This window comes from Pedobacter paludisoli (assembly GCF_052344095.1).
In the GTDB taxonomy this organism is placed as follows: Bacteria; Bacteroidota; Bacteroidia; order Sphingobacteriales; family Sphingobacteriaceae; genus Pedobacter.
Map to the genome: position 1 here is coordinate 1,832,409 of NZ_CP179926.1, position 26,395 is coordinate 1,858,803.

Here is a 26,395-nt window from a genome sequence, read left to right on the forward strand (position 1 = left end):
TTTACACATGCTACTTAAAATTTACCCAGAAAACCCGAATGAAAAAGCCATAGACCAAGTTGTTGAGGTACTAAAAAAGGGGGGATTAATAATTTATCCTACCGACACAATTTACGGTTTAGGCTGCGACATTTCCAATCCGAAAGCGATTGAAAAGATTTGTCGTATTCGGGGAATTAAGCCTGAAAAGGCTAATTTTTCGTTTATCTGTCACGATTTAAGTCACATTTCTGATTTTATAAAACCCATCGATAACACCACATTCAGAGTGTTAAAAAAAGCCCTACCAGGCCCCTTTACCTTTATTTTTAACGCCAGTAATAATGTACCTAAGCTGTTAAGTTCGAATAAAAAAACAGTTGGCATACGTGTTCCCGACAACTCCATTGCCCGCTGTATTGTAAAAGAATTGGGTAATCCGATATTATCGACCTCGATAAAGGATGATGATGAATTACTCGAATATTCAACGGATCCTGAATTAATTTATGAAAAATATCAAGATTTAGTCGACTTGGTAATTGATGGTGGTTACGGAGACAACGAAGCATCGACCGTGGTTGATTGCACCACGGGAGATTTTGACATTATCCGCGAAGGAAAAGGAAATATTGAAGATTTTTTATAAAACGGTTAAACCCTATATAGATTGAATACATCCAACTAAAGTCACAAAAAAAGCTAAACTCAGTTAATTCGCATCGTATTACTAGCTTTTTTGTTGCCTAATCTACCTGTTTTTGGTATTTTTACCAATATGACAAAACTTATTAATTTAGAAGTATTTCAACGTTTTTTTAAATCAGGAAAAGTAGGTGGTTTTTTATTACTAATCAGTGTAGCGATTTCATTAATTATTGCCAACACCGCATCTAAAGAAAGTTTTGAAGCATTTTTATCTACTGAAATTGGTTTTGCTCCTGTAAATTACAGCATTTTATCCTGGATTAACGATGCCTTAATGGTTATCTTCTTCCTCTTAGTAGGATTAGAAATTAAACGTGAACTCATTGAAGGGGAATTATCCTCAATAAAAAATGCAGCGCTTCCTGTTGTTGCCGCTTTAGGAGGAATGTTAATCCCAGCCCTTATCTATTTTTTCCTGAACAAAGGACACGAGAGCGGTGCAGGTTGGGGTATACCCATGGCTACCGATATTGCTTTTGCTTTAGCCATCATTTCTTTGTTGGGCAAAAACGTGCCTACCAGTTTAAAAATATTTCTTGCCGCATTGGCCATTGTTGATGATTTAGGGGCCATTTTAGTGATTGCAATTTTTTACACCAACCAAATTCATTTCGATTATTTAGCCATGGCCGGCGGTGTACTCGTTGTCTTAGCTTTACTGAATTATTTTGGCGTCACCAAATTGATGTTTTATCTTATTCCGGGTATTTTTCTTTGGTATTTTATTCATCATTCTGGCATTCATGCAACGATATCGGGCGTACTTTTAGCGTTTACCATCCCCACAAACGATACGAATATCGAATCTCCTTTAGAGAAACTTGAGCATAATTTAACCGTGCCAGTCAACTATCTAATTATGCCTATTTTTGCCTTAGCGAATACCAATGTTACCTTCCAAAAAGAAATGATTGCAGGATTAACATCACCAATAGGCCTCGGTGTTATTTTTGGTTTATTTGTAGGAAAAACCATCGGCGTAAGTTTATTTAGTTGGTTGGCAGTTCAGTTTAAATGGGCCGAATTACCATCAGAAGCAGGCTGGAAACACATTATAGGTTTGGGTATGCTGGCCGGAATAGGCTTTACCATGTCGATATTTATTGCTTTGCTGTCCTTTAACAATCCCTTGCATATCTTAGAAGCCAAATTTGCCATTCTTACCGCCTCTGTCGTATCAGGTACTGTCGGATTTTTATTTTTAAAATCGATTAAAAACAAAAAAGCAGCAATAAAATAAACATGCCTGCAAGTTGACTTTGCTAATTTTGTTAAAAGCTATACCTTAAGACCTGCAATAACCTCAACGGCTTATCTACATACTATTGAGAGATGGAACTTTCACCTAAAGCAAAAAAAATACTCGCCCAAATTGCCAGCGAAAGCACAAAACTTGGCGACTTACGAAACATTGCAAAGGAAATTAAAAAAGATCATGTGCTAGCAATGGAACTTTGGCAGGCGAACGATTTCTTTGCCCGTCAATTAGCCATTTTAATTATGGACCACAAACTACTGTCCGAAGAAGTAATTGATGGTTTAATTGCCGATATGGATCAACATACCGAAAAAGAGAAATTGCAGCTCATCGACTGGCTTTTCGCCAACCAACTCAGTAAATCCAAATCCTTACTTATGCTGATTGGAGCATGGGAAAAAAGCTCATCTTCATTAAAAAGACGAACATTTTGGTACCATCAAGCACGCTTACGCTGGATGGGACAACCTCAACCGGATAGTGAAAAACTACTTTCTAAAATTGAAGAAAAAATTGAGTCGGAACAACCTGAAGTGCAGTGGGCGATGAATTTCACTACAGGATGGATAGGTGTTTACGAAAAAGCACTCAGGAACCGTTGCATAGCACTTGGCGAAAGAACAGGGCTTTATAAAGGACAAATGGTTTCCAAAGGTTGTACGCCGAATTATTTACCTCAATTCATCGAAATGGAGAGCCAAAAACGTAAATTAAATTAGAAAAAAAATCGCTCAAGCAAAGATTATTACCTGAGCGATTAGCTATAAATCATTATAAAACACCTGTCTTTACTTAAAATCCTGCATAAAAGCAGGTATGCTCTCTGCTAAATTACCATTGGAAATGGCCTTTACAAAAGAAGTTCCAATAATGGCTCCGTTAGCATACTGGCACGCTTTATCGAATGTTTCGCGGTTGCTAATTCCAAAACCTATCATGGTTGGATTTTGAAGTTTCAAACCTTGAATACGTGCGAAATAATCTTCGGTTGTGCTGCCCACTTCTAAATTTTTCCCAGTTGTTGCCGATGATGAAAGCAAGTAAATAAACCCATTACTTAAACCATCGATCTTTTGAATACGTTCATCCGCCGTTTGCGGGGTAATTAAAAAAATATTGCTTAAATCGTACTTATTAAAGGTATTTGCATACAGCGCTTCGTATTCGTACATCGGTAAATCGGGCACAATGCAGCCATCAACGCCTACTTCGGCGCAAGCTTTACAAAAATTTTCTACACCAAACTGCAAAACTGGGTTAACGTATCCCATTAATAAAACCGGAATACTTACTTTTTTACGCAAATCTTTTAATTGTTCGAAAAGAATTTGCAATGTCATACCATTATCCAAGGCTTGTTTGCTACTGGCTTGAATAATTGGCCCGTCGGCCACTGGATCGGAGTATGGAAAACCTATTTCCAATAAATCGGCACCCGATTGCTCCAACAATTCGGCTATTTGAAGGGTGTTTTCCAAATTTGGAAAACCCGCAGTATAATAAATGGATACTATATTTTTTTTCTCCTGAAAGAGTTTTTTTAATCTGTTCATGTTTTATTTACGGTTATCAAGCGTCTTTTGTAAACGACAAGCTGCTTATAAATTAAAATAGTTAATATACGTTTCAAGGTCTTTATCGCCCCTACCCGAAAGGCATACCACCACATTTTCTCCTCCTTTAAAGTTCATTTTTTCTAAATAGGCTAATGCGTGTGCACTTTCAATTGCCGGAATAATACCTTCTAATTGTGTGCAAAGCAAACCTGCTTGTAAACTTTCATCATCGGTAATAGAAACGTATTGTCCACGTCCCGTTTTAAATAAATGTGCGTGTTGAGGTCCAATTCCAGGATAATCCAAACCTGCAGAAACCGAATGCGGCTCTACCACCTGACCATCTTCTGTTTGCATTAAAATACTGCGACTTCCGTGCAATACGCCTTCCTTGCCTAAATAGGTTGTTGCAGCAGAAAAACCTGTATCTACCCCTTTTCCGGCAGCTTCAACCGCAATTAACTTCACCGCTTCATCATCTAAGAAATGATAAAACATCCCCATGGCATTGCTTCCACCACCTACACAAGCTAAAACATAATCAGGTTGATTTGAACCGGTTTGCTCCAACAATTGTTTTTTAGTTTCTTCTGAGATGACAGATTGAAATAAACCAACCATATCAGGGTACGGATGCGGTCCAACCACGGAACCGATGATGTAATGAGTATCTACCGGGTTGTTTATCCAATCGCGCATAGCTTCATTTGTTGCATCTTTTAAGGTTTTGCTACCCGATGTAGCGGCTACCACTTTGGCTCCAAGCATTTTCATACGGGCTACATTCGGTGCTTGGCGCGCAATATCAACCTCGCCCATGTAAATTACACATTCTAGATTACGTAAGGCACATACAGTCGCGGTAGCAACCCCGTGTTGACCGGCACCTGTTTCGGCAATAATGCGTTTTTTTCCTAATTTTTCGGCCAATAAAATTTGTCCGATAGTATTGTTAATTTTATGTGCACCGGTGTGGTTCAAATCTTCTCTTTTTAAGAAAATATTGGCGCCATATTTTTCTGAATAACGTTTCGCTAAATACAAAGGTGAAGGGCGACCTACATAATCTTTTAACAACTGATGAAACTCTTTTTGAAATGCGGCATCGTTTATAATTTTTAAGTAGTTCTGACGCAGTTCTTCAACATTTGGATACAGCATTTCCGGAATATAAGCTCCTCCAAAATCTCCGTAGTATCCGTTTTCATTTACGTGGTATTTCATTATTGATGGGTTGATGGTTTTAAGTTTATTGAGGGTAATGTGTTAACTATTGGTTTGATAGGCTATCTTTTGTTTCAAAATGGGCTATAAAATCGCGTATTTTTGCTGCATCTTTTAATCCCGGTTCCAATTCAAATTTACTGTTAATATCTACTGCATAAAGATGCGAATCGGTTAAGTTTTTAATTTCATCGGCGTGCATAACATCCAAACCACCACTTAAAAAATAAGGTTTATCGTAGGGATATTTGGCTAGAACCTCCCAGTTAAAGGTTTGCCCCGAGCCACCATGTGCTGGTGTTTTTGTATCGAACAAAAAATAATCAACTTTATCCATGTAAGGCTCTAACAAGGCAAAATCAAACTCATCGTTCAAACCAAAGGCCTTAATTATTTCCACTCCCGGGAAATAACTTTTAAGCGCTTCGCAATACGTTACAGACTCATCGCCATGCAATTGTACAGCTTTTAGTTGATGGAAAGCGACATGTTCTAACACCGCACCTAACTCTTCATTTACAAACACACCCGTCGTTTTTATCTCTGATGGTATATATTTTATTAATTCAGCAGATTCGCTGGATATGAAGCGAGGCGATTTACGATAAAAAATAAACCCCAGGTAGTCTGGTCGCAGTTCAGCCACCTCCGCAATGTTATTGGCGTATTTCATACCGCACACTTTCAATTTTAAATCCATTGCTATCATGAGGCCATTAATATTTTAAAACTTGCCAATGCATTTTTTCTCATCAACGATTCTTCCGCTTCGTAGTAACAATCTCCAAAGCTTGCTTCTGGCTTGATGGTTTTAATGGCCAAAGCAGCGTTGCAAAGCACAACGTTGTTTTGCGCGTCGCTTGCCTCACCGTTGAGTACATCCATGAATATTTTTGCCGACGACGCTACCGTATCGCCACCTTTGATATCTTCGGCTACTATTTTCTCAAAACCGATATCGCTCAATGACAAAATAGTCTCGCCTTTATTGGTAAAGGTTTTCACATCCCCGGTTAGGGAAATTTCATCATAACCTCCCAAATCGTGCACAATGGTATATTTTTTATCGCTGTCTTGATATAAATAATTGTACAAACGAGCCAATTCCAAACTAAAAACGCCTACCATCTGGTATTTTGGTTGGCTCGGGTTTACCATGGGACCCAGCATATTAAAAAAGGTCTTTACCCCCAACTCTTTTCGAATTGGCGCTACAATTTTCATTGCTGGATTAAATAGTGGGGCATGTAAAAAGCAAATGCCTGCCGTATCTAAATTACGCTTCAAAGCATCCGTATCGTTCGTAAAAGTATGACCTAGATATTCCATTACATTGGATGACCCGCAGCCCGAAGAAACACCATAATTACCATGTTTGGCCACTTTATGTCCCGCACCAGCCAACACAAACGATGAAAGCGTTGAAATATTAAACGTATCTTTTCCATCTCCTCCGGTGCCACACAAATCAATTAATTCGTAATTCGAAAAATCGGCTTTGAGTCCTAAATCAAGCATCGCATCTCTAAAACCTTTCAATTCATCAACCGTAATGTTACGCATGGCATAAGCCGTAATAAACGATGCAATTTGCGAAGTATTAAACTCGCCTTGCGCAATGGATACCAAAATATTCTTTGCTTCTTCTCTGCTAAAGCTTTTATTTTCAAATAAATGATTTAAGATTTTTTTCATAAGTAGTTTCTTTCTCAAAAAAAAGTTCATAAAAAAAGGATTGCTTTTTGGGCAATCCTTTTCGTTGTGTAAAATATTTTTAAATTTATATACAATAGAATATGCCTAACGATTATCGTTATGCCACCACCAATTGATATTTAAATTTTTAATTGTCATGTTTGTGAAGCAAATATTACGATTGTTTTTTACTATTCCAAACATTTATTAAAATTCATGGCTTTTTTTAAAAGACGCAATCATCATCCTATCGACGACTTTGGTTTTGGTTCTAGTCCCACCAGCAAAAATCAACGCTCATTAAACCACGACGGCACGGTAAGCCTAATTCGCACGGGCTTGCCGTGGTTTAAGTTTGATGACACGTACACGCGCTTAGTGACTACCAGCTGGACCCAATTTTTCATCATCATTTTTATTTATTACATTGTTGTAAACTGCATTTTTGCATTTATCTACAACCTGGTAGGCATTGAACATTTAAGTGGAGCTACTGGAACAAGCCCAAGGGATCATTTTTTTGATGCTTTTTTCTTTTCTGTCCAAACCATTTCTACAGTTGGTTACGGCCATATTTCGCCACAGGGATTTATTACCAGCTGCATTGCAGCGTTCGAAAGTATGCTGGGCTTACTGGGTTTTGCATTGGCCACCGGATTATTGTACGGACGTTTTAGTCGCCCTACTTCCAAAGTCAATTTCAGTAAAAACATGGTTATTGCTCCTTATGGCGATGGGAAAGGCTTAATGTTTCGTTTGATTAACCTGCGTCGAAACAGTCTCATTGATGTTAAAGTGAGTATGACAGTGGCCTATAACGAAACCGTTAACGGTAAAACTGACCGAAAATTTTACACCTTGGCCTTAGAAAGGTCCGAAATTGGCCTCCTCTCGCTCAACTGGACGATCGTACATCCTATCAACGAAGAAAGTCCCTTTTTCGGTAAAAACAAAGAAGAACTGTTATTGGCCGATGTGGAGATATTCGTCATTTTAAAAGCTTTCGATGATACCTTTTCGCAAAGCATTCATACCCGCCGCAGTTACATCGCTGAAGAAATTGAATTTGGTAAGAAATTTATGAAAATGTTTCACCATAACGAAGAGGGTAAAACTGTTATGGATTATTCTAAACTGGATACCTTTGAGCCTTAAATAAACAGATTCAGATTTTTACTTTTTTGTTCAAACCTATCCTATAAGTTTTTTGAAACCTTATAAGCTGAGTTCGACAATTTTCCACCTGTCTTACTATTTATTAATGCATTGATTTTCAATATAATGCAGTTGTATAGCGCCCTTATTTCGAGAAGATTTTTCCTTAAATAGTAGGCGTTCGGAAATTGTATTTTTAATAATTAATATCCATTTGAGTTGTTGTCATCCCCCTGCCCCCTTCAAAGGGGGACACCGACAAAACGCCTAGGATGTGTACGTTTTCAGTTTGGACACTGGCTATTTCCCCCTTTGAAGGGGGCAGTGGGATGATTTTTTAGTACATTCTCGAAAGGCAATTTCATAGACATTCGAAAATTTTATTGTAACTAATAATCGAGTTCAGGTTGATAGGATAGGTTTGTAGGCAATTTTATTTCAACAACGGATTTTTCTCCTTCGCAAACAATTCATACACCTTTTTATCTACAAACGAAGGGAACAATTTATTCATCCAAACGGCCAGTTTACCCTGCCCTGTCATTACGAGTGTGCGCTTACGTTTTTCAATGCCATCGGCAATAATAACGGCTACCTCTTCGGCGGTCATCATTTTTTCTTCGTCCAAACTCGTTTCACCTTGCGCTACTCCATCCTTGGCTAAAGCCGTTACACGAATGTTTGAAGCCGTAAAACCCGGACAAGCCAATAACACATTTACACCTGTTTTTAGCAACTCGGTGCGGAGCGATTCCAAGAAACCATTCATCGCAAATTTTGAGGCCGAATAGCCTGTACGGCCGGGTAATCCTCTAAATCCGGCAATAGACGAAACACCCACAATGGTTCCTTTGGTTTTTAAAATCTCGGGTAAAGCATATTTGGTGCAGTACACCGTGCCCCAAAAATTCACGTCCATTAAATTTTTAAGTACGGATAAATCCAAATCGTTAAACAAAGCACGCATCGATAAACCTGCGTTATTGACCAAAATATCAATTCTGTCAAAAGTTAACAACGCTTGTTTAACCATTAATTCGCAGTCTTCTTCTTTACTTACATCGGCTTGTACCGCTATTGCTTTTATGCCATATTTAAGCTCCAACTCGGCGGTAATTTCGCAAAGGGTAACGTATTGTCTGGCGGCTAAAACTAAATGCGCGCCACGTTTGGCAAATTCTTCGGCACATGCTCGGCCAATTCCACTCGATGCTCCGGTTATTAAGACTACTTTATCTTTCATGTAAATTTAGAATGTTTATGGGGGTGGTTGAAATCACAATTATTTCATCATGGCATTTTCATACGGAACTCGGGTAATGATAGATCTTCCGAGCGTTATTTCATCGGTATACTCTAGTTCACCGCCAAATGCAATGCCGCGCGCAATGGTGGTAATTGGAATGTTGAATGATTTCAGTTTTTTGTAGAGATAAAACAAGGTGGTATCGCCTTCCATATTTGGGCTCAAGGCTAAAATTACTTCTTTCACATCGCCTGTAGCCACGCGATTTACCAATCCATCGATGTATAAATCTGCCGGACCAACGCCATCCATGGGCGAAATTAATCCTCCCAAAACATGGTAAACGCCGAAATATTGTGCCGTATTCTCGATGGCCATTACGTCGCGGGTATCTTCTACCACGCAAATGGTTGTTTTATCCCGCTTATGCGAGGTACAGATTTCACATTCCGAAAAATCGGAAATATTGTAGCAAATGCTGCAATTTTTAATCTGTTCTTTTAATTTAATTAAGGTATTTCCAAACTGTTTTACTTCTTCTTGTTCTTTTCCCAATAGATGTAAAACCAGTCGCAATGCTGTTTTTTGACCTACCCCGGGTAATTTAGCAAATTCGGCTACTGCATCTTCCAGCAGTTTGGATGAAAAATTCATAGCACGAAATTACGGAAAAAAGTTATAAGTGGTAGGTGGTAAGTAATAGGTTAATAGGTATAGGGTTTAGAGTGAAAAGCAGAAAGAGCAAAGAGTGCTCAGTCCTAAGTCGAGAGTCCAAAGTATTAATTATCAAGGCTGATTCACGAATTTACTAATTCCCTAATTCAACGAACAAACTAATCAACCAACAAACCATATAGCAATTCAACAACTATTTTCTTACATTTATCAGCTTAAAATTAAAAATATGTCTTCAACCATCCTGTTATGTTTTTTAATCGGTTATTTTCTGATATTGATTATCATTTCATTTGTAACGTCTAAAGAATCTTCAGACAATGCAACCTTTTTTATTGCGAACCGGAATTCGAAATGGTATTTAGTAGCCTTTGGGATGATTGGTACTGCCCTCTCGGGTGTTACGTTTATTTCTGTTCCGGGTGAGGTTGGCTCGCCTGGCGGCAATCAGTTTCAGTATTTCCAGTTTGTTTTAGGAAACGCAGTTGGTTTCATCATCATTGCAACAGTTTTGCTTCCGCTTTACTACCGCATGAATTTAACCTCCATTTACAGCTACATTGAAAAACGTTTAGGCTTTTACAGTTATAAAACAGCTGCTTCTATCTTTTTACTCAGTAGAACGCTTGGTTCGGCAACTCGTTTATACTTGGTGGTAATTGTTTTACAACGTTTTATTTTCGATAGCTATCATATTCCTTTTTGGGTTACTGTTTTAATTTCATTGGGTTTAATCTGGTCGTACACGTTTAAAGGAGGGTTAAAAACCATTATCATTACCGACACCCTACAAACCTTTTTCTTGGTGTTATCGGTTTTCTTAACCATTTATTTTATCTGCGGCAGGTTAGATTTCAATATTCCACAGGCTTTTGAGAACGTTAAAAACAGCAGTTATTCGAAAATTTTCTTCTTAAATGATTTCTTAACCAACAAGTTCTACTTTAGCAAACAGTTCATTGGTGGTATTTTTGTAACCATCGCTATGACTGGTTTAGACCAGGATTTAATGCAAAAGAACCTGAGTATGAGTACCATTAAAGAAGCTCAGAAAAACATGTTTACTTTTACCGGCGTATTTGTAATTTTGAACGTTTTCTTTTTGAGCGTAGGTGCTTTGCTTTATATCTATGCCAGTAAAAATGGCATACAAATTCCCTTGGACCACCTCACAGGAAAACCAAGAACTGACTTATTGTTCCCTGAAATCGCACTGAATTATTTAGGTGCTGTTCCGGCTATTATTTTCATGTTGGGCTTAACAGCAGCCACTTTTGCCACCACTGATTCTGCCTTAACCGCTTTAACCACCTCCTTTTGTGTTGACTTTTTAGGCATGGATAAGAGTGAAAATATCAATGCTGCATCTGCCGTAAAAAAACGTCACACCGTGCATATTGTCTTTTCAATACTCATGTTTTTTGTGATTTTAGCCATCAATGCTTTCAACAGTTCATCGGTAGTTAGTTTAATTTTTACCATTGCATCGTACACCTACGGTCCCTTGTTAGGCTTATACAGTTTTGGATTATTTGTAAAAAAACGAGGTTTGCATGATAAATTTGTGCCTTATGTTTGCATTATATCACCTTTTTTGTGTTACTTACTATCTGCGTATTCGACCACTTTATTAGGAGGTTACGTTTTTAGTGTCGAACTCATCCTAATAAATGGTTTCATTACCTTTTTAGGGTTGTTGTGCATCAGCAAAAAAACCGATGCGCAAACCCGTTTTTAATACAAAATAGTAGCTTATGACGAATGAAGAAAAAATTAGAAGTGCTTTTGAGAACAAAGACTGGCAAGAAATAAAAGTTACAGATTCTTGGCAGATTTTTAAAATAATGGCCGAGTTTGTGGATGGCTTTGAAAAATTAGCAAAAATAGGACCTTGTGTAACAATTTTTGGCTCTGCACGTACTGCACAAGCCAATAAATACTACCAATTGGCCGAGCATTGTGCCAAATTATTAACAGATCGTGGATATGGCGTAGTTACCGGAGGTGGTCCGGGCATTATGGAAGCTGGAAACAAAGGGGCCCACACCAATGGCGGAAAATCAGTTGGACTAAATATAGAATTGCCTTTTGAGCAATTTCACAACAAATACATCGACCACAACAAATTACTGGAGTTTGACTACTTCTTTGTGCGAAAAGTCATGTTCATGAAATACAGTCAAGGTTTTGTGGTTTTACCAGGTGGTTTTGGCACGATGGATGAACTTTTTGAAGCGTTAACCTTGATTCAAACCGGTAAAATTGCCCGTTTCCCTATCGTTTTAGTAGGTTCGGAATATTGGGGTGGATTAATTGACTGGCTGCGAAATACCATGTTAAACACCGAACATAACATTCACGAAGAAGACCTAAATCTTTTCCGTTTGGTTGACACTGCCGAAGAAGCGGCTGAACATATCTTCCGTTTTTACGAGAAATATGTACTTAAACCAAACTTCTAAATCATTATTTCAGGATTTAAAACATCACAATGCTTGTCACATTCAAGCATTGTGATGTTCATTTATAAAAATTTGTAACCTTCTATCGTTTTTAACGTCGAATAGGTAAAGCATAGAGAAATGGATCATCAATATACATGGACAAAGGGAGTACTGGATAGTAATTATCAAGTATTTAAAGCGGGGGAGATTCGTTTATCGTTAAATTTTGAAACTTTCCAAAATACGGCTACTGCCCGTACCAGTGAAGGCACTTTCACTTTTAAAAATATGGGCTTTTGGAATGGACAGACACAAATTTTCAATGAGCAAAATCAGTCCATCGCCAAAATAGAGTACAATTCTATGGGCTTAAAAGCCAAAATCACTTTACAAAATAACATCGTTTACAATTGGACTTTTCAAAGTGGTTTTCTAAGTAAATGGGCTTTGAGCAATGCGAATGAGGAGCATGCGATATACAATGCTGCAACCGGTAACGGTCAGATTCAAACCAATATAGAGAGCATTTATTTAATCGCCGCAGGTATCTTCATCCGGGAATATTACACCCGCATTATTTTTATTTTACTTGTTATATTCTTGATTCCAATCTTATGTAATCGAGTGTAAATCAGAGCCTTATAATAAACCATAAACCCGTTCGCTTGGGCGTGCAATGAGAGCTTTATCACCCGAAACAACAATTGGCCGTTCGATTAAAATTGGGTTTTCAACCATGGCTTCAATCCATTCTTGATCACTCAAGGTTTTATCCTTGTATTTTTCCAAGAATACTTTTTCGGCTTTTCGGATTAAATCAAATGGTTTTATACCTAGCTTTTTAACAATTTCGGTTAGCGTTTCAACACTGGGTGTATCTTCTAAGTATTTGATAATTTGGAACGGTTTTCCACTATCTTCTAGTATTTCTACAGCGCATCTGCTTTTAGTACAACGGCTGTTGTGGTAAATTTGAATCATTTTTATAGTGCTTATAAACCGCTTACACCTCCGCTCACCACTAATTTCATGGCATCAGCCGCGCTCATGTTCAAGTCGGTTACTTTCTCGCGTTTGACGATACAAAGCTGCCCGGCAAAGGAATACGATAAAGGAAAATACACGGCCACTTCATCGGGTAAATTGAGTTTTTTTAAATCGTTTTGCGTTAAAAACCCAATTTTTTTCAAGCCTCCTTCTACCTCAACAATTACTGGGTGATTAAATTTCTTTTCATCGCCCACAAAGGCTTCGGTTAAATCTTTTATAGAGGTATAAATAAAATTGAGTAAAGGCAGGCGGTGCATGACCTTCTGAAACCAATTGTACATGGGTTCGGTTACAAAATTGGTTACAAAAATTCCGGCCAATAGAATAATGCTCAAAACGGTTAGCAGTCCCAAACCGGGAATATTACGACTTTCGCCTGTTTTGGGGTCTACGCCCAAGATATTGTTTACGTTTAGCCAACTATCAACAGTTGTTACCGCCCAAATAACAATAAATATACTGACAGCAATAGGCACCACAATTAATAGCCCTTTAATGAGGTAGTTTAATATGGCCTTGCTTATTCTGTTCATGACGCAAAAATAGAAAAAAAATTGTTGTTAATCGTTTGGCTTTTTGTGCAGCTTGGTTACATTTATCTTTCGGTTTAGCATCTTATCAGCATCTATTCTGCAAAAAATATTCTTTTTACACGTTGCGAAATATTGGTTAATATCTCGTATGGTATGGTATTAATTTGCTTTGCTAATTCTTGTATAGTATGCTCGGCATTAAATACAATGGCCTCGTCGCCGGGTTTTACATCCAACCCCGTAACATCCAACATGGTCATATCCATACAAATAGACCCTATCGTGGGCACTAAAATACCGTTAATCAGCATCTGCCCTACTCCGTTCCCAAATGCGCGTGTATACCCATCGGCATAACCAATTTTTACCGTAGCAATTTTGCCTCCATTGGGTAAAGCGCCTCGACGACCATACCCAACTGTTTCACCAGCTTGCAAGGTTTTAACTTGTGTAACGGTAGTTTTAAGCACCATAACGGTTTTTAAATTGGCATTATTGGCCATAGCTGAATCAAAACCATACAATCCTATTCCTAAACGAACCATGTCAAATTGCGCATTTGGTAAACGGGTTATCCCTGAAGTATTGGACATGTGCCGCAAGGGCTTGTAAGGCAATACCTCCATTATTTGTTGACTTGCCTGGGTAAACTGGCTGATTTGTTTTTCTGAAAAGCCATCGTGCTCTGCCGCGTCACTTGCCACCAAATGCGAGAAGATACTTTGTACTTTTACCTTCTCCTGCCCGCTTAAAATCTGTAGAACGGCTGTAATTTCCGATTCATCGAAACCCAATCGGTGCATACCACTATCTATTTTGATGTGAATGGGGTACTGATATGATGCCTCAGGCAACGCAGTTAAAAAGGAATTTAAAATTTCTAAACTGTAGATTTCAGGCTCCAGTTGATGCTGAATAATCGCTTCGAAAGCTGATTCTTCGGGACTCATCACCATGATGGGCAAGGTTATCCCTGCTTTTCGTAATACGATTCCTTCATCGGCATAAGCCACAGCCAGATAATCCACTTTGTGAAATTGAAGTAAATTAGCCACCTCGAAACTGCCACTTCCGTACGAGAATGCTTTGACCATGGCCATGATTTTAACTCCCGGTTTTATTTTAGAACGGTAATATTGCAAATTATGCACCATGGCATTTAAATCGACCTCTAAAATCGTATCGTGGATTTTATGCGTGAGCAACTTACTGATTTTACCAAATTCGAAACGACGTGCCCCTTTTACCAAGACAGTTTCATGCGAGAATACCAGATTAGGAAAAGCTTTTATAAAATGCTCTGTATCAACAAAAAACTGTTTTTCCAACTTAAAAAGATGGCCAAATTCTTCGATATGCTGACCGATTCCAATCAATCGACTTATTTTTTTCTGTTGTAGTAAATCTGCAATTTCGGCGTATAAATCCGCATTATTCTTTCCTGTTTCAAAGATATCGGAAAGAATAACCGTTTTTTTCTTATGTTGATTTTGCTGATTTAAAAAATCGAGTGCAATGCTGAGCGATGAAATATCAGCACTGTACGAATCGTCGATAATTGAACATTGATTGATGCCATTTTTGAGTTCGAGACGCATGCTTACCGGGCTTAGTTTCTCCAATTGGTATTTAGCTTCATCTTGCGTATAGCCCATTGCCAAGAGCGTTGCCCAGCAAATTATTCCATTTTCTATCGATGCTTTATCTTGGAAGGGCAATAGGAGTCCTATTTCTTCTTCTCGGTACTTTGCAGTTAAAACAGAGCCTCCTTTTTCGGGGCGAATGTTCATAATTTGCAAGTCTGCTTGTTGGGTGGTACTCCAGCTGAAATGCCTTTTTCCAGGTAAATCTTTTGCTGCTAAATGCTCGGTATAATCGGGCGAATAAATAAATAGTGCTGAATTTTTAAAGAGTTTTAATTTCTCATGTAGCTTTTCCGCTTTTGACTGAAAACCCTCGGCATGCGCCTCTCCTATGTTGGTTAAAATCCCTATTTCGGGCTGAATCATGCGTTCGAGACTTTCCATTTCGCCTACAGCCGAAATTCCGGCTTCAAAAATCCCAAGCGTATCTTGCTCATCGATTTGCCATACCGATAAAGCTACACCAATTTGCGAATTATAGCTTTTAGGGCTTCGTACGATGATAAAATCATGCGATAATACCTGATACAACCATTCTTTTACAATTGTTTTTCCATTGCTTCCGGTTACGCCAATCGTTTTCAATGGAAAACTTTCGCGATGATAAATGGCTAACTGTTGAAGTGCAAACAAAGCATTTTTTACCACGATAAAATTACTATCGGCATACTTCTCAACATACGCTTGCTCGGTGACAACAAAGTTCCGAATCCCCTTGGCATGGGCATCGGCTATAAAAACATGTCCATCGCGGTGCGATGAAAGGGCAAAAAATAAAGATTGATCCGGTACCAATACCAACCTACTATCGCTTATCAGGTATTTTATAAGGCTTTTGTCCTGAACAATTTTGCAATCGGCATTTAATATTTGAGCAAGGTAATTAATCGTATATGGTAGATTCTGCATATTTTTTATTCAGAAATGCGGTAATGGTTTTTATTTTTACGAATTTCAGCAAATAATTATGAAAAGTGGTAAAGAAGCTCCGGTATATTTAGACAAAAAGCAAGCATTGGCGAAAGCGGAGGCTTTTTGTGTATATCAGGAACGCTCGCAAAAAGAGGTTCGCAGCAAATTATTGGATTGGGGCATGCGCGGTGATGAATTGGAAGAAATCATTTCGGAGCTGATTATCAACAATTTCCTAAACGAAGAACGCTTTGCCAAACACTATGCGTCGGGGAAATTTTCGATTAAAAAATGGGGACGAATAAAGATTAAACAGGGTTTAAAATTGAAAGGTGTACCAGAAAAAATCCTACAAAAAGCATTGTTTAGCTTAGATGACGATGCCTATTTACAAACCTTAAAAACCCTTGCCGAAAAAAAGCGTCTTCTATTAACCGAAAAAGATCCATTTAAAAAGAAAAATAAGCTTATCTCCTATTTGCAGGGAAGAGGTTTTGAACGCGATTTGATTTATGACGTGCTCAAGTTCGATGATAATTAACCGTAAACAAGCTTTTAATAGGCTTTCTTCGAATAACTACTTTAAAAAATTGTAAATTTATTCACATGATAAACAGCATTTTAAACATTTAAAGGCATTTTATTTTACAAAAGGTATTGACAGAAGTTCAAATCTCCCTATATTTGCATCACCAAAAACAAACCAACTAACGGTTTATTTGGAAATGCGAAAGTAGCTCAGTTGGTAGAGCACGACCTTGCCAAGGTCGGGGTCGCGAGTTCGAATCTCGTCTTTCGCTCCAAAGACTTTCAGGATTGAAAGTTCTTCAAAATAAAAGGTTAATCACCTGCTCGGGTGGTGGAACTGGTAGACACGCAGGACTTAAAATCCTGTGCACCTAAAATGCGTGCGGGTTCGATTCCCGCCCCGAGTACGAAGCCTTTCTGCTAAGCAGAGAGGCTTTTTTGTTTTAAAAACAATTTTTACGCAACAAAAAAAGGGTCCCATTGCTGAAACCCTTTAAAAAAAAATAAATATAACTTATTTCAAATCAAATCTATCTAAATTCATCACTTTCACCCATGCTGCCACAAAATCATGCACAAATTTTTCGTTGGCATCGGCGCTAGCATATACTTCGGCGATTGCTCTTAACTCAGATTGAGAACCAAACACCAAATCGGCACGGGTAGCGGTCCATTTAGGTTGGCCACTCACTCTATCGCTTCCAATATACAATTCACGATCTTGACCAGCTGCTTTCCAAACGGTACTCATATCCAACAGATTCACTAAGAAATCGTTGGTTAACGTTCCTGGCTTTTGTGTGAACACTCCATGTTTACTTTTATCAAAATTGGTATCCAACACGCGTAATCCCGCTACTAAAACTGTCAATTCTGGTGCGCTCAAGGTTAATAAGTTTGCCTTATCTACCAATAATTCTTCGGTTAAGACAGTCGATTTAGATTTTCTGAAATTGCGGAAACCATCGGCTTGAGGCTCTAAATAAGCCATTGATTCTACGTCGGTTTGTTCTTGTGTTGCATCCATACGTCCAGGCGCGAAAGCTACAGTAACGGTTTGTCCCGCATCTTGAGCTGCCTTTTCTACCGCAGCAGATCCTGCTAACACAATTAAATCGGCCATAGAGATTTTTTTACCATCGCCTTGCGCATCATTAAACTCTTGTTGAATGCTGGCTAGAGTATTTAAAACTTTCTGTAATTGCACCGGATTATTGGCTTCCCAACTTTTTTGTGGCGCTAAACAAATACGCGCACCGTTCGCTCCTCCGCGTTTATCAGAACCTCTGAACGATGATGCGGAAGCCCAGGCTGTTGAAACCAATTCAGAAACAGTTAAACCTGTACTCAATATGTTTGCTTTCAGGGTAGCTATATCGCTCTCGCTTACCAAAGGATGATTTACTGCCGGAATTGGATCTTGCCAAAGCAAATCTTCTTGTGGGATGTCTGTACCTAAATACCTCGATTTTGGTCCCATATCGCGGTGTGTTAATTTAAACCAAGCGCGTGCAAAGGCATCCGCAAAGGCATCAGGGTTTTCCAAGAATTTTCTGGAAATTTTTTCATATGCCGGATCTAGTCGCAAAGAAAGATCGGTGGTTAACATGGTTGGCAAATGCTTCTTAGTGCTATCAAAGGCATCTGGAATCACTGCATCGGCATTTTTCGCAACCCATTGGTGTGCACCTGCCGGACTTTTGGTTAATTCCCATTCAAATGCGAATAAATTTTCAAAGAAATGGTTGCTCCATTGTGTAGGGGTTTGTGTCCAGGTTACCTCTAAACCACTGGTAATGGTATCGGCTCCTTTTCCACTGCCATATTTATTGCTCCAACCAAAGCCTTGATCAGCCAAATCGGCTGCTTCAGGTTCTTTACCTACATGATCGGAAGAGGCTGCTCCGTGTGCTTTTCCGAAGGTATGTCCACCGGCAATCAAAGCCACAGTTTCTTCATCATCCATCGCCATGCGTGAAAATGTATCGCGAATATCTTTTGCGGCAGCAATTGGATCAGGATTGCCGTTTGGACCTTCTGGATTTACATAAATTAAACCCATATGTGCCGCAGCGAGCGGTTTTTCTAAATTAGCACTGTGTTTATCGCCAGAAGCATCTTCATCCGATACCACTACCCCATGTTCGGCTAAACCTTCTTCGCCATGACTGTATCTTTTATCGTTTCCAAGCCAAGTGGTTTCAGATCCCCAATACACATCCTCATCGGCTTCCCACACATCGGCACGTCCACCGGCGAAGCCGAATGTTTTAAATCCCATCGATTCTAAGGCCACGTTTCCGGTAAGAATCATCAAATCGGCCCAAGAAATTTTATTTCCATATTTTTGTTTGATTGGCCAAAGCAAACGTCTGGCTTTATCTAAACTAACGTTATCCGGCCAGCTGTTTAAAGGTGCAAAACGTTGTTGACCAGAACCTCCTCCTCCTCTACCGTCAAATACACGGTAGGTTCCGGCGCTGTGCCAAGCCATACGAATAAATAAAGGTCCGTAATGACCGAAATCTGCTGGCCACCAATCTTGCGAATCGGTCATAAGCGCATGTAAATCTTGCTTTAATGCTTCTAAATCTAAACGCTTAAATGCTTCAGCATAATTGAATGCTTCATTCATAGGATTCGACTTCGTAGAATGTTGACGCAGGACATTCAATTTCAATTGATTTGGCCACCAATCGCGATTTCGTGTACCACCACCTGCTACATTCTGTTTCATACTGCCATTGTGAAATGGGCATTTGCTGATGTCGTTTGATTCTTTTTCCATTTTTCTGTTTTATTAGTAGATGTAATATTCTATTGCTTGTGACTATTAAACATTTCAAATGTAGCGCCCTTAACTTCCGAATCAAAATCACTTTATTTGATACGCAAATAGATGTTTTTTATAGTATCGGTTTCCGATTATCAGAAACAGCAATACAAGTGGTAGCGCTTATTTCAACAAAAAGAGACAGTTCAATCTACCAAAAAAATGGCTCATAATCAAAGAGATGAGCTGATTTTTTTCTTAAAATTTTGGCTCTTAAATTTGGGTGCTAACATTCATATTTCTAAATCTGCACACCCAAAAGGAAAAGCGCTTTTTTTTATAGCAAGTGGAAAAGTAGCTCAGTTGGTATAGCCATAATCTTGCCCAGGTTGGGCTTGCGCGTTCGATTCTTGCCTTTCGCTCTTAATTCTTCAGGATGGAAGTTTTTCAAAGTTCAGCTTCAGAGCCCAATAAAAAAAATGAATTAGTAGTTTTATTTGTTTACGCTAATTTCAAGCTTGTAGCCCTTTCCACGTACAACAGCAATTTTTATAGTGGGATCATACGCTAGTTTTTTCCTCAATTTTGATATGAACATATCTAAACTGCGTCCTACAATAATACCTTCATCTTCCCATATTTCTTTCTGTAGCTGGTCCCTCTGGATGGTTTTATTAGGAGAGCGTGCAAAAATGAGCAATAACCGCGATTCTGTTCTGGTAAGATCGATACACACTTCATTTGAAGTCAGTTTTTGGTTCTTCACATCGAACGATAGCGTACCTAAAGTTAGCGTGTCGGAAGCACTAGCATCAGCTAAAGTTTTTCCTAGGCTTAATCGACCTGAAACACATAAAACCAACAAAGGCTAAAAATGGCAAACTGCCAAAGAACAATCTATTTCGCTGGCTATCAATAACCCTAGGTTTAAATTTGATATTAATCTGATAACACGACTTCGGTTGCACTCTTCCTAAACATGGTACAATATCACTCTTTTTATTTTTTGATATAGCAAACCCGTAGGTTACATTGGTACTCTCGCAATTTAGAACATGAACAACATACTCATTTTCAAGGGGAGTTTGAGCTAACAATCGCTGTGTGATTGTAACCAAAGAGTCGGGCTGAAAAGTAAGCTTGTTCTCAAAACTAATTTGGTATTCATTTTCGGCTATCTTTTTTACCGGAAGCACTCTTGATGTTTTATCGCCCGACTGTAAAAGCAATTCATGTCCTATCCTACGAAGCAAAACTTCCCTCCTTGCGTTATCAAACTCGTTGTTTCCCATTATATTGAAAGCGAGGCAAATTACAGGAATCAAGAACAACAACAGTAGTCCCAACAAATATTTGCGCTTCCAAAAAAGATGTTTCAGGCTAAAATACATTGTATCAAGTTTTATTTACAAAGTTTACAATTTTATTTACAATCTACACGCATCTCAATAAAATACATCGAGGTAATTTTGCTAAACCAAATTCAAAAAACATGAAAAAAATTATTTACGCGCTGGTTTTACCGCTGATTGTAGTAGGCGGACTGGCTCTTGCTAATCGCGAAATTAAAAATGAATCTCTTAAAAATCCGAGATCAAAACCTCTTTCTCTTGCCGAAAGAGAAGCCGAAATAAAAAAATGGGAAGCTAGTCCTGATGGAGTGGCCTACAAAAGATGGGTAGCCTCGCTCGAGGGAAAACTCGTATATTCTTGTGAAGCTAAGATAAGGAAGAATATTTGGGATTTTTCTGGTATGGAGGCGGTTGTAACCTCTCTTTCTCTTCCGTCTAATGCTCGTTTAGGTTTCGGAATGATGGTAAAAATTAACAATGACAACTATATCCTAAGATTTGGAATACAAGAACCTAACGAGTTTAAGGAATTGCGTAACCTAAAAGTTAACGATAAAATAATTATCAGAAGCCATAACGTATCGCACGCGCCCAAATATTTATATCCAATACTATCGGGCGACCAAATAGAACGAGATGGTAAAATAATTTATAAAGGTGCCCTAAGCAAAGGTGGTTGTTAATTGGAGATAAGGCAGATGGAAGCACCTCTTTTAGGCAATTCAATTATAGAACTTTCTTACCGAAAAGCATATCCATTTTTAAAAACAACTCATATTCAAAGAGATAGCGTAAATATTTTCTACATAAAAGATCCAATAAGCTTGATTTGTTGCGTTTCATCGCAAGGATAATCGTGATTTTGAGCTGCTGAGGTCCTTCGCTGCGCTCGAGGATGACAGCGATTTTTTGTGTTTACAGAACTATTAAAGGATATAAATCTCAACGAGATTAGTGTAAACTATTATCATTAAAAGAAATACCATAAAAAAAAATACACGCTAAACATATAAACTTACAGGATTGATTTACACCGAAATATGTTAATCGCACCGTGTAAGAAAACAACCGTATAATAGATTACGTATATAATTCAGCAATAAAAATTAAGTTTTTCAAAAACAAAAGCGACTTGCGGGCGTGTATTTATTGATAGCTATTTATGAGGAAAAAAATGCCCCGAAGATAGTCGAGGCGCTAAATGTTTTCACAACGGAATAATCCTTATTGTGAATTGCTTTCAAGTGTAAATCTACAAATACTTTTTCAAACAAAAAAAGGTAAAAATACCTTTTTTTTGCTGGCCAAAATTCAATAATTTCCCAAAACAGAAAATTTATGAAAAAGCATATACTCGGCTTAGATCTTGGCACTACTTCAATCGGCTTCGCACACATCATTGAAGGCAATTCTCTTGAGGGATCATCGATTCAGAAAATTGGTGTTCGGGTAAATCCTTTAACTACAGACGAGCAAACCAATTTTGAAAAAGGAAAACCTGTTTCTGTAAATGCAGATAGAACCTTGAAACGTGGAGCAAGACGAAATTTAGACCGTTATCAAGATAGACGCTCAAACTTAATTGATGCTTTGGCAAAAGCAAACATCATTACAAAAGATACTGTTTTAGCCGAAAACGGAAAAAACACTACACATTATACTTTCGCTTTAAGAGCAAAATCAGCAACAGAGAAAGTAGAAAAGGATGAATTTGCGAGGATATTATTAACTATCAATAAAAAACGCGGTTATAAAAGTAGCCGGAAAGCCAAAAATGAAGACGAAGGTCAAATCATCGACGGAATGGCTGTGGCAAAAAGATTGTATGAGGAAAATCTATCTCCTGGTCAGTTGGCTTATCAATTATTAAAAGATGGAAAAAAATATTTACCCGATTTTTATCGCTCCGATTTGCTAGCAGAATTTGATAAAATATGGAATTTCCAAAAACAATTTTATCCGGAAATTTTAACTGATGAGTTTAAAAAAGAATTGGCAGATAAAGGGAAAGCGCAAACTTGGGCAACTTGCAAAATTCCATTTAAAATTGTTGGTATTAAAAGAGCAACGAAAGGAGCTGAACTAAAACTTGAAAACTACGAATGGAGAGAAAAAGCTCTTTCCTCTAAAATGGATTTGGAGCAGTTAGCGATTATTTTGCAAGAAATAAACGGTAATCTTTATAGTTCTAGCGGATATTTAGGTGCTATTTCAGACAGAAGTAAAGAGTTGTACTTTAATAAGCAAACCGTTGGACAATATTTATACGAGCAATTAAAGAAAAATCCACATACTAGATTAAAGAACCAAGTTTTTTATCGTCAAGATTATTTAGATGAATTTGAAGCCATTTGGGAAACACAAACTCAATTTCATCCAGAATTAACAGAAGAGTTGAAAAAAGAAATTCGAGATATCATCATCTTTTATCAGCGAAAACTAAAATCTCAAAAAGGTTTGGTGAGTTTTTGTGAATTTGAAAGTCAGGAAAAAATTATTAACGGACATAAGAAGACTATAGGTTTAAAAGTTGCGCCAAAATCTTCGCCATTATTTCAGGAATTTAAAATTTGGCAGGTTTTGAACAATGTTTTAGTACGAAAAAAAGGAAGCAAAAAAAGAGTAGCCAAAACAACCAATCAGTCCGTATTATTTGATGAGGAAAAGGAAATTTTTGTTTTCGATTTAGAAACCAAACAGAAATTGTTTGATGAACTAAATATCAAAGGAAATTTAAACTCAGCAAAAATCATCGAACTTTTGGGGCATAAATCTTCTGATTGGGAAATGAATTATTCTGAATTGGAAGGCAATAGAACTAATAAATTATTGTACGATGCTTATCTGAAAATTCTAGAATTAGAAGGTTATGATGACGATTTGTTAAAATTACAAGGCAAAGATGATATTGATGTCTCGAAATTGAAAGCACCTGTTTCTGAAATAAAAGAGATGGTGAAACGTATTTTTGAAGCACTAAATATCAATACTGAAATTCTGGAATTTAGCGCTGAATTAGACGGTAAAGATTTTGAAAAGCAAGCATCTTATCAGCTTTGGCACTTGTTGTATTCGTATCAGGAAGACAATTCTAAAACAGGAAATGACACTTTATTTAGGCTATTGGAGGAAAAATTTGGGTTCAAAAAAGAACATGCACAGATTTTATCAAACGTTGCTTTTTCAGACGATTACGGAAGTTTAAGTACAAAAGCAATGCGGAAAATTTATCCACATATCAAAGAATTACATTACGACAAAGCTTGTTTTCAAGCTGAATATAAACATTCCGCATCATCCTTAACAAAAGAAGAAATTGCTACTCGTCCGTTGAAAAATCAACTAGAATTGCTCAAAAAGAACAGTTTGAGAAATCCGGTTGTTGAAAAAATTCTCAACCAGTTGGTAAACGTTATCAATACAATTATTGAAAAAAACAGCAAAAAAGACGAAAACGGAAACATTACCGAATATTTTAAATTTAACGAAATACGGGTAGAATTATCTCGCGATTTGAAGAAAAACGCAAAAGAGCGAGCAGAAATGACAACAAATATCAATGCTTCAAAAATAGCTCACGAAAAGATTTTTAAACTTTTACAAAATGAATTTGGCATAAAAAACCCAACCAGAAATGACATTATCCGCTATCGTTTGTATGAAGAATTGAAAAATAATGGTTACAAAGATTTGTACACGAATGAATATATCCCGAGAGATATTTTATTTAGTAAACAAATTGATATTGATCATATTATCCCGCAATCTAAACTATTTGACGATAGCTTTTCCAACAAAGTTGTCGTGTACAGAAAAGATAATTTGAAAAAAAGTAATAGAACAGCTTACGATTATATTTCAGAAGACTTTGGAGAAAATGGAATTGAGGAATTCAAAACAAGAATTGAAATGCTTTTCGAGCAAGGAAAGAAAAATAAAGACGACCCAAGTGCAGGAATTTCTAAAGCTAAGTATCAAAAATTATTAAAACAAGAATTGGAAATCGGAGATGGTTTTATTGATAGAGATTTGCGTGACAGCCAATATATTGCTAAAAAAGCAAAAAATATGCTTTACGAAATTTGCAGAATTGTAACATCAACAACCGGAAGTATAACAGATAGATTACGTGAAGATTGGGGGCTAATCAACATTATGCAAGATCTCAATTTTGACAAATTCAAGCAATTGGGATTAACCGAAATGGTAGAGAAAAAAGACGGAAGTTTCAAAGAGCGTATTGTAGATTGGAGTAAACGAAACGACCATCGCCATCACGCCATGGATGCTTTAACGATTGCTTTTACCAAGCATAGTCATATTCAATATTTAAATTTCTTGAATGCAAGGAAGAATGAAAAACATAAACTTCACAACAATATTATCGGCATTGAAAATATCGAAACAGAATTGAAATTAGACGATGATGGCAACAAAAAAAGAGTGTTCAAACTGCCCATCCCAAATTTCAGACAAGTCGCCAAAGAACATTTGGAAAACGTTTTGGTTTCACACAAAGCGAAAAATAAAGTAGTAACCAAAAATAAAAACAAAACCAAATCTAAAAACGGCGAAAAAATAAAGGTAGAACTTACCCCAAGAGGGCAATTGCACAAACAAACCATTTACGGAAAATATCACTATTACGTCAACAAAGATGAAAAAGTAAGTGCGAAATTTGATGAGGAAACCATTAAAAAAGTTGCCAATCCAATTTATAAAGAACGCTTGCTTCAACGGCTTTCAGAAAACGGAAACGACCCGAAAAAAGCCTTTGCAGGTAAAAATGTATTGAGTAAAAATCCGATTTACTTGAACGAGGAAAAAACGGAAGTACTGCCAGATAGTGTAAAACTCACTTGGCTAGAAGAAGATTATTCCATCAGAAAAGATATTTCTCCAGAAAATTTTAAAGACGAAAAGACCATCGAAAAAATCTTGGACGAAGGTGTAAAACGAATTTTACTCAACCGATTAAAAGAAAATGGAAACGACCCGAAAAAAGCCTTTTCAGATTTAGAAAAAAATCCAATTTGGCTGAATGAAGCAAAAGGAATTTCGATAAAAAGAGTGACCATTTCGGGTGTGAAAAATGCGGAGTTTTTGCATTACAAAAAAGATCATTTAGGAAATGAGATCTTAGACAGTAACGGCAAAAAAATTCCAGTCGATTTTGTAAGTACTGGAAACAATCATCATGTTGCTATTTATAGAGATGAAAAAGGGAATTTACAGGAGAGAGTGGTGTCTTTATTTGATGCAGTTAAATTGGTAAACGCTGGCGAATTTGTAATTGACAAGTCGTATAATCAGGGCATTGGTTGGCAATTTTTATTTACCATGAAACAAAATGAATACTTCATCTTCCCGAACGAAAAAACAGGTTTTAATCCTAAAGACATTGATTTATTGGACCCGAAAAATAAGAAAGTAATTAGTCCAAATTTGTTTAGGGTGCAAACAATTTCAGTTGTTAACTATGGTAACAACACTATAAGAGATTTTAAATTTAGGCATCATCTAGAAACTACTGTTGAAGACAATAAAATTCTACAAGGCGTAACTTATCAACAAATAAAAAGTTTACCTCCTTTAGAAAAAATCATCAAAGTCCGTCTCAATCATTTGGGTGATATTGTAAAAATTGGAGAATATTAAAAATTT

Annotated in this window: 21 protein-coding genes and 2 tRNA genes; 12 read left to right on the plus strand and 11 right to left on the minus strand. The window is 37.4% G+C overall.

The window, feature by feature from the left end; translation table 11 throughout:
• Positions 1-7: 7 nt before the first annotated feature.
• The 3 genes from ACJVDK_RS07290 (at position 8) to ACJVDK_RS07300 (ending at position 2,664) form a co-directional block, all read left to right on the plus strand.
• Positions 8-628 (plus strand): L-threonylcarbamoyladenylate synthase, encoded by a 621-nt coding sequence (locus ACJVDK_RS07290; RefSeq protein WP_443939621.1) that lies wholly within the window; start codon positions 8-10, stop codon positions 626-628.
• Positions 629-757: 129 nt separating this feature from the next.
• Positions 758-1,927 (plus strand): Na+/H+ antiporter NhaA, encoded by a 1,170-nt coding sequence (nhaA, locus tag ACJVDK_RS07295; protein ID WP_443939622.1) that lies wholly within the window; start codon positions 758-760, stop codon positions 1,925-1,927.
• Positions 1,928-2,019: 92 nt separating this feature from the next.
• Positions 2,020-2,664 (plus strand): DNA alkylation repair protein, encoded by a 645-nt coding sequence (locus ACJVDK_RS07300; RefSeq protein WP_443939623.1) that lies wholly within the window; start codon positions 2,020-2,022, stop codon positions 2,662-2,664.
• A gap of 69 nt (positions 2,665-2,733) precedes the next feature.
• Here the strand turns inward: ACJVDK_RS07300 and trpA are convergent, their stop codons facing one another.
• From trpA to trpD, 4 genes are read right to left on the minus strand one after another with little or no spacing between them, the layout of a single operon-like run.
• Complete coding sequence (gene trpA / locus ACJVDK_RS07305; protein ID WP_443939624.1) at positions 2,734-3,498, minus strand: tryptophan synthase subunit alpha; 765 nt, start codon at positions 3,496-3,498, stop codon at positions 2,734-2,736.
• A 45-nt stretch (positions 3,499-3,543) separates the two neighbouring features.
• Positions 3,544-4,725, minus strand: a complete 1,182-nt coding sequence (gene trpB, locus ACJVDK_RS07310; RefSeq protein WP_443939625.1) for a tryptophan synthase subunit beta — start codon at positions 4,723-4,725, stop codon at positions 3,544-3,546.
• Between the two features lie 46 nt (positions 4,726-4,771).
• A complete protein-coding gene (locus ACJVDK_RS07315; protein WP_443939626.1) occupies positions 4,772-5,434 on the minus strand; it encodes a phosphoribosylanthranilate isomerase in 663 nt (220 codons plus the stop codon).
• On the minus strand, positions 5,431-6,420 hold the full coding sequence (gene trpD, locus ACJVDK_RS07320) for an anthranilate phosphoribosyltransferase (RefSeq protein WP_443939627.1): 990 nt from the start codon (positions 6,418-6,420) through the stop codon (positions 5,431-5,433). Before trpD ends, ACJVDK_RS07315 begins: the two co-directional genes overlap by 4 nt.
• A 216-nt stretch (positions 6,421-6,636) precedes the next feature.
• Here trpD and ACJVDK_RS07325 point away from each other — a divergent pair, with 216 nt between their 5' ends.
• Entirely contained in the window at positions 6,637-7,575 is a 939-nt protein-coding gene (locus ACJVDK_RS07325) for an ion channel (RefSeq protein ID WP_443939628.1), read from the plus strand.
• Positions 7,576-8,008: 433 nt separating this feature from the next.
• Here the strand turns inward: ACJVDK_RS07325 and ACJVDK_RS07330 are convergent, their stop codons facing one another.
• Both ACJVDK_RS07330 and recR read right to left on the minus strand, forming a co-directional pair.
• Positions 8,009-8,824 (minus strand): SDR family oxidoreductase, encoded by an 816-nt coding sequence (locus ACJVDK_RS07330; RefSeq protein WP_443940037.1) that lies wholly within the window; start codon positions 8,822-8,824, stop codon positions 8,009-8,011.
• Between the two features lie 33 nt (positions 8,825-8,857).
• Positions 8,858-9,475, minus strand: coding sequence for a recombination mediator RecR (gene recR / locus ACJVDK_RS07335; RefSeq protein WP_443939629.1), 618 nt, complete (start codon positions 9,473-9,475; stop codon positions 8,858-8,860).
• A 250-nt stretch (positions 9,476-9,725) separates the two neighbouring features.
• Between recR and ACJVDK_RS07340 the strand changes: the two genes are divergently transcribed.
• From ACJVDK_RS07340 to ACJVDK_RS07350, 3 genes are all read left to right on the plus strand, one after another.
• Complete coding sequence (locus ACJVDK_RS07340; protein ID WP_443939630.1) at positions 9,726-11,234, plus strand: sodium:solute symporter; 1,509 nt, start codon at positions 9,726-9,728, stop codon at positions 11,232-11,234.
• A gap of 16 nt (positions 11,235-11,250) precedes the next feature.
• Entirely contained in the window at positions 11,251-11,958 is a 708-nt protein-coding gene (locus tag ACJVDK_RS07345) for a TIGR00730 family Rossman fold protein (RefSeq protein WP_443939631.1), read from the plus strand.
• A 120-nt stretch (positions 11,959-12,078) separates the two neighbouring features.
• A complete protein-coding gene (locus ACJVDK_RS07350; protein WP_443939632.1) occupies positions 12,079-12,570 on the plus strand; it encodes a hypothetical protein in 492 nt (163 codons plus the stop codon).
• Between the two features lie 9 nt (positions 12,571-12,579).
• On the opposite strand, the gene arsC is transcribed toward ACJVDK_RS07350, so the two are convergent.
• The 3 genes from arsC to ACJVDK_RS07365 form a co-directional block, all read right to left on the minus strand.
• Positions 12,580-12,921 (minus strand): arsenate reductase (glutaredoxin), encoded by a 342-nt coding sequence (arsC, locus tag ACJVDK_RS07355; RefSeq protein ID WP_443939633.1) that lies wholly within the window; start codon positions 12,919-12,921, stop codon positions 12,580-12,582.
• A gap of 11 nt (positions 12,922-12,932) precedes the next feature.
• On the minus strand, positions 12,933-13,523 hold the full coding sequence (locus ACJVDK_RS07360) for a DUF502 domain-containing protein (RefSeq protein WP_443939634.1): 591 nt from the start codon (positions 13,521-13,523) through the stop codon (positions 12,933-12,935).
• Between the two features lie 92 nt (positions 13,524-13,615).
• Positions 13,616-16,075, minus strand: a complete 2,460-nt coding sequence (locus tag ACJVDK_RS07365) for a bifunctional UDP-N-acetylmuramoyl-tripeptide:D-alanyl-D-alanine ligase/alanine racemase (protein ID WP_443939635.1) — start codon at positions 16,073-16,075, stop codon at positions 13,616-13,618.
• 58 nt (positions 16,076-16,133) lie between these two features.
• Here ACJVDK_RS07365 and ACJVDK_RS07370 point away from each other — a divergent pair, with 58 nt between their 5' ends.
• From ACJVDK_RS07370 to ACJVDK_RS07380, 3 genes are all read left to right on the plus strand, one after another.
• Positions 16,134-16,619 carry a regulatory protein RecX gene (locus ACJVDK_RS07370; RefSeq protein ID WP_443939636.1) on the plus strand — a complete coding sequence of 162 codons (486 nt, stop codon included), beginning with the start codon at positions 16,134-16,136 and terminating at the stop codon, positions 16,617-16,619.
• A 186-nt stretch (positions 16,620-16,805) separates the two neighbouring features.
• Positions 16,806-16,881, plus strand: a tRNA-Gly gene (locus ACJVDK_RS07375).
• Between the two features lie 47 nt (positions 16,882-16,928).
• Positions 16,929-17,013 (plus strand) — tRNA-Leu (locus tag ACJVDK_RS07380).
• Positions 17,014-17,120: 107 nt separating this feature from the next.
• Here ACJVDK_RS07380 and katG read toward each other — a convergent pair.
• Together katG and ACJVDK_RS07390 are read right to left on the minus strand one after the other, a co-directional pair.
• Complete coding sequence (katG, locus tag ACJVDK_RS07385; RefSeq protein WP_443939637.1) at positions 17,121-19,394, minus strand: catalase/peroxidase HPI; 2,274 nt, start codon at positions 19,392-19,394, stop codon at positions 17,121-17,123.
• A gap of 478 nt (positions 19,395-19,872) precedes the next feature.
• Positions 19,873-20,244, minus strand: a complete 372-nt coding sequence (locus tag ACJVDK_RS07390; RefSeq protein ID WP_443939638.1) for a winged helix-turn-helix domain-containing protein — start codon at positions 20,242-20,244, stop codon at positions 19,873-19,875.
• A 627-nt stretch (positions 20,245-20,871) separates the two neighbouring features.
• Here ACJVDK_RS07390 and ACJVDK_RS07395 point away from each other — a divergent pair.
• The gene (locus ACJVDK_RS07395; RefSeq protein WP_443939639.1) at positions 20,872-21,414 is read left to right on the plus strand and encodes a hypothetical protein; all 543 of its coding nucleotides are present in this window, start codon (positions 20,872-20,874) and stop codon (positions 21,412-21,414) included.
• Positions 21,415-22,069: 655 nt separating this feature from the next.
• On the plus strand, positions 22,070-26,389 hold the full coding sequence (gene cas9, locus ACJVDK_RS07400) for a type II CRISPR RNA-guided endonuclease Cas9 (protein ID WP_443939640.1): 4,320 nt from the start codon (positions 22,070-22,072) through the stop codon (positions 26,387-26,389).
• Positions 26,390-26,395 lie beyond the last annotated feature (6 nt).